Below are 10,220 nucleotides of genomic sequence, written 5' to 3' on the forward strand. Positions count from 1 at the left end.
TCAAGATAAAACCTTGAATGTTATAAAAGTGGTGTATAGCGATGAAAACCTACCTAGTTGGTGGAGCCGTCAGAGACGAGTTACTTGGACGCACAGTAAAAGAGCAAGATTATGTTGTGGTTGGCAGCTGTATTGAGGAAATGGAGCGGCTTGGCTACCAACAGGTGGGCAAAGACTTTCCGGTGTTTTTACACCCTAAAAGCAAAGAGGAACACGCCTTAGCGCGTACGGAAAGAAAAAGTGGCCAAGGCTATGGCGGCTTTATTTGTGACTTTGGCCCCGACATCACTTTGGAAGATGACTTAATACGGCGCGACTTAACCGTCAATGCCATTGCTAAAGATGAAGACGGCACCCTGATTGATCCCTATGGCGGCATTGCCGATATTGAAGATCGTATTCTGCGCCACGTCAGCGATGCTTTTAGTGAGGATCCATTAAGAGTACTTCGCGTCGCACGCTTTGCCGCTCGCTATCACAGTTATGGTTTTACGATCGCCCCTGAAACCTGGCAACTGATGCAGACTATGGTGGCGGAAGGTGAACTGACCACCCTCACCCCAGAACGAGTCTGGCTTGAAATAGAAAAAACCATGGCAGATGGCGCTCTTGGCCACTTTTTAACTACCTTAACAGCACTTAAAGCAACGGCTGATGTGGCACCTTACTTAAGCGCGTGGAACAGCAATAGCGAACGCGACTATCAAAACGCCACTGCGCAATTGGATAATGACGCACAATTTGCAATGGTGGCACAGTTTTCCTTAGCGATGCACTTTGCTGGCAGCTCCACGGCACAGCTTACCCAAGCAAAGCAGCTCAAAGTTCCTAATTTATTTCTCGACAGTGCAGACGATCTGCTGGCAAATGTCGGGCTGCTCAGTCAACCGCACCTGGACGCTACTGATTGGCTGGCGCTGATGCAAAATCTCGATGCTTGGCGAAGACCACAAAAGCTCACGCGCTTTTGCTTTATTTGTGAGCATATAAATGGCCTGTGCCAGCAACGTAGCGCCACTTTACAGCATTACTTTAGCGCCACTAAGGCAGTTGACGTTCAAGCCATTATCAAGCAAGGCTTTCAAGGTAAGGCCATTCAACAGCAGTTACAACAACAGCGCCTTGAGGCCATTATAAGTCGGCAGTAATTAAGTCTTCTGTCGCTTACCGATACACAGCTGTGTTCACCGCATAAGCTTGTATAATAGTGTGCTTATACATATGATTATGAGTTTAGATGGTCAATTTCCCCACGGCAGCAGGGTAGCTATTAATTCATGAAAACCAGCAAGTTAAGTGTCAGACTCCTGTGGTTTATCACCCCTTTGGTGATTTTACCGCTGCTATTTCTTGGTGGTTTTACTCTAACCAATGTGACCAGCTCGACACAAAAACAAGCCAAGTTAATTGTTAGCCGCTTTGTCGAGCAACAGCAACAAAAGATGTTTAACTACATTGAGGTATACCAATCCACTAGTAAGCTACTGTCTACCTCTCCAGTATTAAGCGATTATTTGGCCATTGATAGTCGCCAAGAGCAGCAAAAGACCCAGCAACTTGGGGCACTGATGGATGTCTTCGCCAGTTACAGCGAGGCCTACCCAGATATTATCAGTATCAACCTGCTTACCCCTGATGGCAGCAGCGATGCGTTTTATTCTTCTGTACTTGGGCAAGCCCCCAGCCGTTATCCTTTTACTGAGCAAGTGCTCAACAGCAACCTCAGACAGCACCAATTTATGATCCCAACGTCATCCGGCACCCAGCTTTATTTTGTGCAGCAGGTGTTTGGTGTCGACTTTAATCTCAAGCAACCCCGACAACGGGGCTATGTGGTGGTCCAGGTCTCGCCTTCTTTATTAAGCACCAGCATTTTAGAAGCGCCTTATGACAATACCCTCAACCTGTTAGTGAGTAATTCTGGCGAGGTGTTATTTAGCTCCAATAACCAGCTTATCGGTTTATATCTAAGTGCCAGTGAGGTGGATGAAATTAGTCAAATTGCAGATTTAGGTCAACTGCAGTCGATGGTGATCAACAGCATCGATGACTCTGAACGCATGACTTACAGTGCCCAATTGAGCGGCGGCTATTACTACATATCGACCATCCCCAAGTCGCTACTCTATCGCTCGGGTAAAACCATTAGCCTGATCACCGCCTTAATCGTCATTTTATCGATTGTTACTTTGCCGATTATGATTTTTATCGTGGTGCGGAATCTTCTGCTTAACCCCATAGAACTTTTAGGTGAGGCCAGCCACAGAGTGGGCGAAGGTGATTTAATGGTGGCGCTACCACAACATAATAACGATGAAGTGGGCGTGCTATTTAAAGACTTTAATTTGATGGTGGAAAAAATTCGCACCTTCCAACGGGAATTAGAAGATTACAAAGCCCACCTTGAAGAGAAAGTCGACAACCGCACTCGAGCTTTAGAGGAAACCAATCAACAACTCGAGCGAGCCATTGTTGAGGCCGAGCAAGCCAACCAATTAAAAAGTCGCTTTTTGGCGAATATGAGCCATGAAATAAGAACCCCCCTTACCGCTATAATGGGTTTTACCGAGCAACTTATTGAACACCCTGACAGCAATAATGCAAAACAGCATTTAAACACCATTTTGCGCAACTCTAAGCATCTATTAGAGCTCATTAATAATATTTTAGACCTCTCTAAAATCGAAGCTGAAAAGTTAAAAGTGGAAGAAAAAGCCGTTGCTTTGCTGCCTCTGGTTAATGACATTGAGTCAATTATTGAGCCCATGACCAATGATAAGCTACTCACCTTCTCTACTGAGTTCGAATTACCGCTGCCAGACACCTTATATACCGATGTCACCAGACTAAAGCAGATACTGTTAAACATAGGCACCAATGCGGTTAAGTTTACCGAGTATGGTGGCGTGCACTTACACGTAGCATTTGATCAGCAGCGTGAGATGTTTATCTTTAGTATTAAAGACACCGGCATTGGCATGTCTGAAGGTGAGATCCGCCGTGTCTTTAAACCGTTTGAACAGGCAGATGCCACCACCACAAGGCGTTTTGGCGGCACAGGGCTGGGATTATGTATTTCGAAAAACTTAGCACAGCTGTTAGGCGGTGACGTTTTGGTCGACAGTCAGCAAGGTGCAGGTAGCCTGTTTAAGGTTGAAGTGGCAGGCCATTTTGCAGGCCGTAACGTCAACTGGCTCAACACCCTTCAGCAAGCTCAACAACAAGTTGCGCCCCCCAACCAACTGAGCGCAACCGCCATTGATGCCCACGTATTGGTCGCGGAAGATAACCCCGATAACCAAGAGCTCATTACCTTGTTGCTGTCGAACTGGGGGATCGTTCCTGACATCGTCAACAATGGTGCCGAAGCGGTAGAAAAAGCCTTGGTTAATGACTATCAACTGATATTAATGGATATGCAAATGCCGGTGATGGGCGGCGAAGAAGCCACACAAATGCTACGCCACGCCGCTTTTGATGGCCCTATCATCGCGCTTACCGCCAATGTTATGAAACATGACATTGATAATTACCTTGCCGCAGGTTGTGATGCCACTTTGGGCAAGCCAATAGACCGAACCCAGCTCGAGCATTTATTGGTGACATACCTCGAGTTACAAAATGATAAAGCCTCGGCTTGGGATACATTACTGCAAAGTGAAAAGTTTCAGCAGATAAGTGATAACTACATGGCTAAATTGCCGGCACAGCTAGAACAACTGCAACGGCTCTACGACAGTCAAGAGTGGGATCAGTTAAGAGCACTGGCCCACAGCATTAAAGGCAGTTCAGGGTGTTTTGGCTTTATGAATATTCATGAGGCAGCAGGAGAACTGGAAAGCAGTTTAAGCCGCTCAGCCGCTAGCAAAAAGCATTACTACCTGCTTAAGCTCTGCGAGGCTATTCGCTATACCCTCGCGGTCAAGAACGCAGAAACCATTCAATAATACCAATTCGATTAATTAAGAGGTCTATTTGAGGCAAGAGAATTCTGGCGATAACCAGGCGAAAATTTTGCTATTTAGTTGTTCTAAATGAGAAATTTTTAACGCAGTTAGCGTCGAATTTGCTCCCTCAAATTGAGCAAGTATTAATGCGGATTGGTATAAGTTATCCCGCAGGGGTGATATTGGCTAACATCATCAGTACCGCGTCTTCGCGTTCGGCTCCCTTGGGGTAGTAGTTTTTTCTCACCCCTGTCTCGACAAAGCCAACGCTTTTGTACAAACCAATGGCAGTATGGTTGGACGCTCTTACCTCGAGAAAAATATGTTCCGCTTGCTGTTGTTTTGCCTGCGCGACTAACTCCGCCATGAGCTGTTTTGCTAAACCTTGCCCTTGGAAGTCTGGATGAATACAAATATCCATTAAAGTAAAATCAGGCCCGGCTCGCTCGACAATAAAAAAGCCAACGAGTCGCTCGCCTTCGCTCAATGCCACGTTAAAGTAACGCCCATGCAAGCACGACAGCATGGTATTGGCACTCCACGGATGCTCATGGCATGCGGTTTCCACCGCCATGATCTGGTCACAGGTAAAATCCAACAAGCCTGCGAGCTTACTGTTCATCTTGTGCACTCCAGATCTGTTGCCACAGCTGTCTTTTCTGTGCTGCGTTTAAGGTGTTACTTGGCAAGTAAACGGTATTGTCGCGATAGTCGATGGTGTTGCTCTGCTGCACACGAATACTCGCTGCAACACATAGCTGGATATCGTCTAATAATGGCTTTGCTAATGTCAGCGCAGGAAGTTTATCTGACTCTGTGGTGGCATGGCTTGGATTTAAATGAGCAAATGCGGCATTGAGCTTAACCGGCACAACATCAAGGATATCAGCGTATACAGGATTCATAGCGTTATAATAGGATTTTTAGTGAGTGTACTGTGAAACAATGGAAGCTGTAAAGAAAAGAAGTGGCAGGGGCGGCAGGACTCGAACCCGCAACCATCGGTTTTGGAGACCGCTGTTCTACCAATTGGAACTACGCCCCTGCAATGACGACGCATTATAATGAGCTTTTTATAAAGGTAAAGCGAAAAAAACACTTTTTCAGCTCAACTGCTTTTAAAATAAGCAAAAGGGCGAATATTTACCATATTCGCCCTTTTCTTAAACGCTACTTTACTCGCTTATGGCATTATTCCCACTCGATGGTGGCTGGCGGTTTGCCTGAAACATCGTAAACCACACGAGAAATGCCATCAATCTCATTGATAATGCGATTAGATACTTGGCCTAGCAGCTCATACGGAAGGTGTGACCAGCGAGCCGTCATAAAGTCGATGGTTTCCACACAGCGCAACGACACTACCCAGTCATACTTACGGGCATCGCCCATCACACCCACAGAGCGTACAGGTAGGAATACCGCAAACGCTTGTGATACTTTGTGGTAAAGATCCGCTTTATGCAGCTCTTCAATAAAGATAGCATCAGCACGACGCAGTAAGTCGCAGTATTCTTTTTTGATCTCGCCCAGTACACGTACACCTAGGCCCGGGCCCGGGAATGGATGACGATAAAGCATGTCATACGGTAAGCCTAGCTCCAAGCCAATTTTACGTACTTCGTCTTTAAACAGCTCACGCAGCGGCTCTACTAAGCCCATCTCCATGTCTTCAGGTAAGCCACCCACGTTGTGGTGAGACTTAATCACATGGGCTTTACCCGTTGCAGATGCAGCAGACTCAATTACGTCAGGGTAAATGGTACCTTGCGCTAGCCATTTCGCATTACTAAGCTTACTGGCTTGCTCATCAAAGACTTCAATGAAAGTATGACCAATCGCTTTACGCTTATCTTCCGGATCGTTAAGCCCTTTTAGTGCGTTTAAGAAGCGCTCTTCAGCGTCAACTTTGATGATGTTCAAGCCGAACTTATCGCCGAACATATCCATCACTTGCTGACCTTCATTTAAACGTAACAGGCCATTATCAACGAACACACACGTTAGCTTGTCGCCAATCGCGCGGTGGATAAGCATGGCCACAACCGACGAGTCAACACCGCCAGATAGGCCTAGGATGACTTCATCATCACCGACTTTTTCTTTAATGCGCTCAACGGCATCTTCAATGATTTGCTCTGGGGTCCACAGCTTCTCACAGCCACAAATATCAATGGCAAAGCGCTCTAACAGGCGTAAACCTTGCTGAGTATGAGTCACTTCTGGGTGGAACTGCAGACCGTAAAAACGCTTTTCTTCCCACGACATCGCAGCATGTGGGCAAGTGTCTGTTTTAGCTGAGGTCTTGAAAGTATCTGGGATCTTAGCCACTTTATCGCCATGGCTCATCCAAACATCTAAAAAGCCAGCGCCGTCTTCAATGTGGTCTTCGATGGCTTCGAATAACTTACAGTCCCCAACTTTTTCCACCTTGGCGTAACCAAACTCTTTTTTATCTGAGCTATGTACTTGTCCACCAAGTTGCATTGCCATGGTCTGCATACCGTAACAGATACCAAGTACCGGCACGCCAGCTTCAAAGACATACTCTGGTGCTTTTGGACTTCCTTCCAGTGTCGTCGACTCAGGGCCACCCGAAAGAATAATACCTTGTGGGTTAAACTCACGGATCTGCTCTTCCGTTACATCCCAAGCCCATAGCTCACAGTAAACGCCAATTTCACGGATACGACGTGCAATTAATTGGGTGTATTGCGAACCAAAATCTAAGATCAAAATTCGGGAATCGTGGATATCTTTGCTCATTGATAATCTCGTTAGTTAGGAACTAAACAGGGATAAAGCCGCTATGCGCCTCTATCAAAAGTAAATTGGGCTAGCAACTTGCTAGCCCAACGACACGCTTTAAGGCTTAGCCCATACGGTAGTTAGGCGCCTCTTTGGTGATTTGCACGTCGTGAACGTGCGACTCACCCATACCAGCAGAAGTAACTCGTACAAACTCTGGCTTAGTATTTAATTCTTCGATGGTGGCACAGCCAGTTAGCCCCATGGCACTGCGAATACCACCGATTTGCTGATGGATAATGGTCGCGATTGGTCCTTTATAGGCAACACGTCCTTCAATACCTTCCGGTACCAATTTGTCAGCAGAATCGCTCTTTTGGAAATAGCGGTCTGAAGAACCTTCTTTTTGGTTCATTGCGCCAAGCGAGCCCATACCACGGTATGATTTGTAGTAACGGCCTTGGTATAGCTCAACTTCGCCTGGAGATTCTTCAGTACCTGCCAACATTGAACCGACCATCACACACGAGGCACCAGCCACTAATGCTTTTACGATGTCGCCTGAGAAGCGAATACCGCCGTCAGCAATAACTGGAATATTGCGACCTTGCAGACCGTCAACCGCATCTGAAATGGCCGTAATTTGTGGTACCCCACAGCCCGTGACAATACGCGTAGTACAAATTGAACCTGGGCCAATCCCTACTTTTACGGCGTTTACACCAGCATCAGCAAGTGCAATAGCGCCTGCTTTAGTGGCCACGTTACCGGCAACAATTTGTAAATCTGGGTAGGCTTCACGGGTTGCTTTAACGCGGTCAATTACGCCTTGAGAGTGACCGTGTGAAGTGTCGATTAATAGCACATCAACACCTGCTTCAACCAAAGCAGCAATACGCTCATCAGTACCAGCGCCAACACCTACTGCGGCACCAACGCGTAAGCGACCTTGCTCGTCTTTACACGCGTTTGGCTTTTCTTGTGCCTTTTGGTAATCCTTAACAGTGATCATGCCTTTAAGAGCAAAAGCGTCATCAACCACCAAAATCTTCTCAATGCGGTGTTCGTGCATTAAGCCAAGAATTTCTTCTCGTGATGCGCCTTCTTTCACGGTGACCAAGTCTTCTTTTTTGGTCATTACCGTAGCTACAGGCTTTTCCAGCTTAGTTTCAAAACGCATATCGCGGCTGGTTACAATGCCTTCCAGTTGGTTATTGGCACCCACAACTGGGAAACCAGAAAAGCCTTTCTCTCTGGCCAGTTCCATAGCATCAGCAATGGTTAAGTCAGAGGTCACGGTCACTGGGAAAGAAATAATGCCTGCTTCATAGGCTTTCACTTTACGGACATTGCGAGCCTGCTCTTCGATGGTCATGTTTTTATGGATAAAACCCATGCCACCTTCTTGCGCTAGGGCAATTGCCAAGCGGGCTTCTGTTACCGTATCCATTGAAGCGGAAACAAGCGGTAGATTTAATTCGATCTCACTGGTCAAACGCGTTTTCAGGTTTGCTGTGTGAGGAAGAACAGTTGAATGAGCGGGTACTAAAAGTACGTCGTCAAAAGTAAGGGCTTCTTGTGCAATTCTTAGCATGTTCGCGGCTTCTCTCAAATGGACTGAGTATAAGGAATTGCGTGCGAATTTTATCAGCGTTCCTTATGGGAGTAAATAAAATTTAGCAAAAAATATGATAAAGTAAGCATGAATTTTTTATGGAGGTTGAGATGGCATACCCGAGCAATAACAAAACCTATTCAGTTTCAAAGCTTAATAGAGAAATTCGGACTTTATTAGAGCAAGGTTTTGCCTCCGTGCAGCTCACCGGAGAGGTCTCCAACTTTGTTGCCCCCGCCTCAGGCCACTGGTATTTTTCTCTTAAAGACGACAAAGCACAAATAAAAGCCGCCATGTGGCGTGGCAATAATCGCTATTGCAAACACCGCCCGAGCAACGGTGAGCAGGTGATGGTGCAGGCCCGGGTTTCCGTGTATGAACCTCGAGGCGATTATCAACTGATTGTTGAGCAGCTGGCTCCCGCAGGTGAGGGGTTACTAAAGCAACAATTTGATGCCCTAAAGATGCAACTAGCGGGCGAAGGGTTATTTGCTAGTCACTATAAAAAACCATTGCCGCAACACATCCATCGCATTGGTGTTGTGACCTCAGCCACCGGTGCTGCCATCAAGGATATTTTAACGGTACTGAAACGCCGTGCTCCACAATTAGAGGTGGTTATCTACCCTGCACTGGTGCAAGGCACAGAAGCGCAACAGCATATTTGCAAGCAAATTCAACTGGCCAACCAACGCAACGAAGTGGACGTGTTGATCGTTGGACGTGGCGGCGGTTCGCTGGAAGACCTGTGGTGCTTTAACGAAGAATCGGTAGCGCGCGCTATTTTCGCCAGCCAGCTCCCCGTGATCAGTGCCGTAGGCCATGAGATTGACACCACTATTTCTGATTATGTTGCCGACGTTCGCGCCCCCACGCCATCTGCGGCGGCCGAATTAGTGAGCCCAGACTCTGAGGCACTAAAACAACAAACCACTAACCTGGTCATGCAGTTGCGCCAAGCATTTCAGCGCCGAGTAAAGCAAGCCGATCAGCAGCTCGCTAACTTCGCTGCGCGGTTGCAATTACAACACCCTAAAAATCAGTTGATGCAACAAAGCCAACGTCTTGATGAATTACAACAGCGCTTGACCCGTGGTTACTTTATTCAGCAACAACAAAAACAATCGCAACTGCAGGTGCTACAGCATCGCTTTAACCGCCTCCACCCAGAGCACCGAATCGCAGCCTTGCAACAACACTTGGTGCAATTGTCGAGCAAATTACACCACAGCATGAAGCACACCCTCGCTCAGCAGCAACAGCGATTAGCGGTGAACAGTGCAAGGCTCGATGGCGTGAGTCCGCTGGCGGTGTTATCGCGCGGTTACAGTATTGCCAAGCAAGGCGATAAGGTAATTAAATCGATTAATGAGGTGGATTGCACCCAACCGCTGGTGACCCAGCTTGGTGATGGCGAGATTGTATCTCGAGTAGACGGTTTAAAGTGATTTACGCAACGGGCCTTAAGCCCGTTGCTTGCGTAACGCTTACAGCATCGCTGAGGTAATAGATTGGTTCTCTAACTGTTCTTCGCTGTTATCTTCGAGGAAGTTTTGGTTCATGCTCTCAGCCGGGCATGGGCACGAAGGCTTGCCGACCACTTTGGCTGGAATACCGACCACCGTTGTGTGCGGCGCAACCGCGCTCAGTACCACAGAGCCTGCACCAATTCTTGCCCCCTCGCCCACTTCAATATTGCCAAGCACTTTCGCACCTGCACCAATCAAAACACCGGCGCGAATTTTCGGGTGACGGTCGCCCTGCTCATTACCTGTACCGCCGAGTGTTACAGACTGCAAGATAGAGACGTTGTCTTCAATCACCGCGGTTTCGCCGATCACAATGCCAGTGGCATGGTCAAACATAATACCATGACCGACTTTACAAGCAGGATGGATATCAACGCCAAA

The 10,220-nt window shown here is 47.2% G+C and carries 8 protein-coding genes and 1 tRNA gene; 3 read left to right on the plus strand and 6 right to left on the minus strand.

Annotation, left to right across the window (positions count from 1 at the left end):
* Nucleotides 1–41: 41 nt before the first annotated feature.
* Together ACNKW2_RS14440 and ACNKW2_RS14445 are read left to right on the plus strand one after the other, a co-directional pair.
* Nucleotides 42–1,148 carry a tRNA nucleotidyltransferase/poly(A) polymerase-related protein gene (locus ACNKW2_RS14440; RefSeq protein ID WP_419149177.1) on the plus strand — a complete coding sequence of 369 codons (1,107 nt, stop codon included), beginning with the start codon at nucleotides 42–44 and terminating at the stop codon, nucleotides 1,146–1,148.
* Between the two features lie 129 nt (nucleotides 1,149–1,277).
* Entirely contained in the window at nucleotides 1,278–3,947 is a 2,670-nt protein-coding gene (locus tag ACNKW2_RS14445) for an ATP-binding protein (RefSeq protein ID WP_419149178.1), read from the plus strand.
* Nucleotides 3,948–4,110: 163 nt separating this feature from the next.
* On the opposite strand, the gene rimI is transcribed toward ACNKW2_RS14445, so the two are convergent.
* The 5 genes from rimI to guaB form a co-directional block, all read right to left on the minus strand.
* Nucleotides 4,111–4,569 (minus strand): ribosomal protein S18-alanine N-acetyltransferase, encoded by a 459-nt coding sequence (gene rimI, locus ACNKW2_RS14450; RefSeq protein WP_419149179.1) that lies wholly within the window; start codon nucleotides 4,567–4,569, stop codon nucleotides 4,111–4,113.
* Nucleotides 4,559–4,852, minus strand: coding sequence for a hypothetical protein (locus ACNKW2_RS14455; protein WP_419149180.1), 294 nt, complete (start codon nucleotides 4,850–4,852; stop codon nucleotides 4,559–4,561). The genes rimI and ACNKW2_RS14455 overlap by 11 nt, the downstream gene beginning before the upstream one ends.
* A gap of 63 nt (nucleotides 4,853–4,915) precedes the next feature.
* Nucleotides 4,916–4,992 (minus strand) — tRNA-Trp (locus ACNKW2_RS14460).
* A 146-nt stretch (nucleotides 4,993–5,138) separates the two neighbouring features.
* Entirely contained in the window at nucleotides 5,139–6,713 is a 1,575-nt protein-coding gene (gene guaA, locus ACNKW2_RS14465) for a glutamine-hydrolyzing GMP synthase (RefSeq protein ID WP_336568938.1), read from the minus strand.
* A gap of 106 nt (nucleotides 6,714–6,819) precedes the next feature.
* Nucleotides 6,820–8,289 carry an IMP dehydrogenase gene (gene guaB / locus ACNKW2_RS14470; protein WP_336568937.1) on the minus strand — a complete coding sequence of 490 codons (1,470 nt, stop codon included), beginning with the start codon at nucleotides 8,287–8,289 and terminating at the stop codon, nucleotides 6,820–6,822.
* Nucleotides 8,290–8,420: 131 nt separating this feature from the next.
* Between guaB and xseA the strand changes: the two genes are divergently transcribed.
* Complete coding sequence (xseA, locus tag ACNKW2_RS14475; RefSeq protein WP_419149181.1) at nucleotides 8,421–9,758, plus strand: exodeoxyribonuclease VII large subunit; 1,338 nt, start codon at nucleotides 8,421–8,423, stop codon at nucleotides 9,756–9,758.
* Nucleotides 9,759–9,797: 39 nt separating this feature from the next.
* Here the strand turns inward: xseA and ACNKW2_RS14480 are convergent.
* Nucleotides 9,798–10,220: LbetaH domain-containing protein (locus tag ACNKW2_RS14480; protein ID WP_472978008.1), on the minus strand; the 423-nt coding region annotated here is incomplete at its 5' end.

It is taken from the genome of Pseudoalteromonas 'SMAR', from assembly GCF_048515945.1.
In the GTDB taxonomy this organism is placed as follows: Bacteria; Pseudomonadota; Gammaproteobacteria; order Enterobacterales; family Alteromonadaceae; genus Pseudoalteromonas.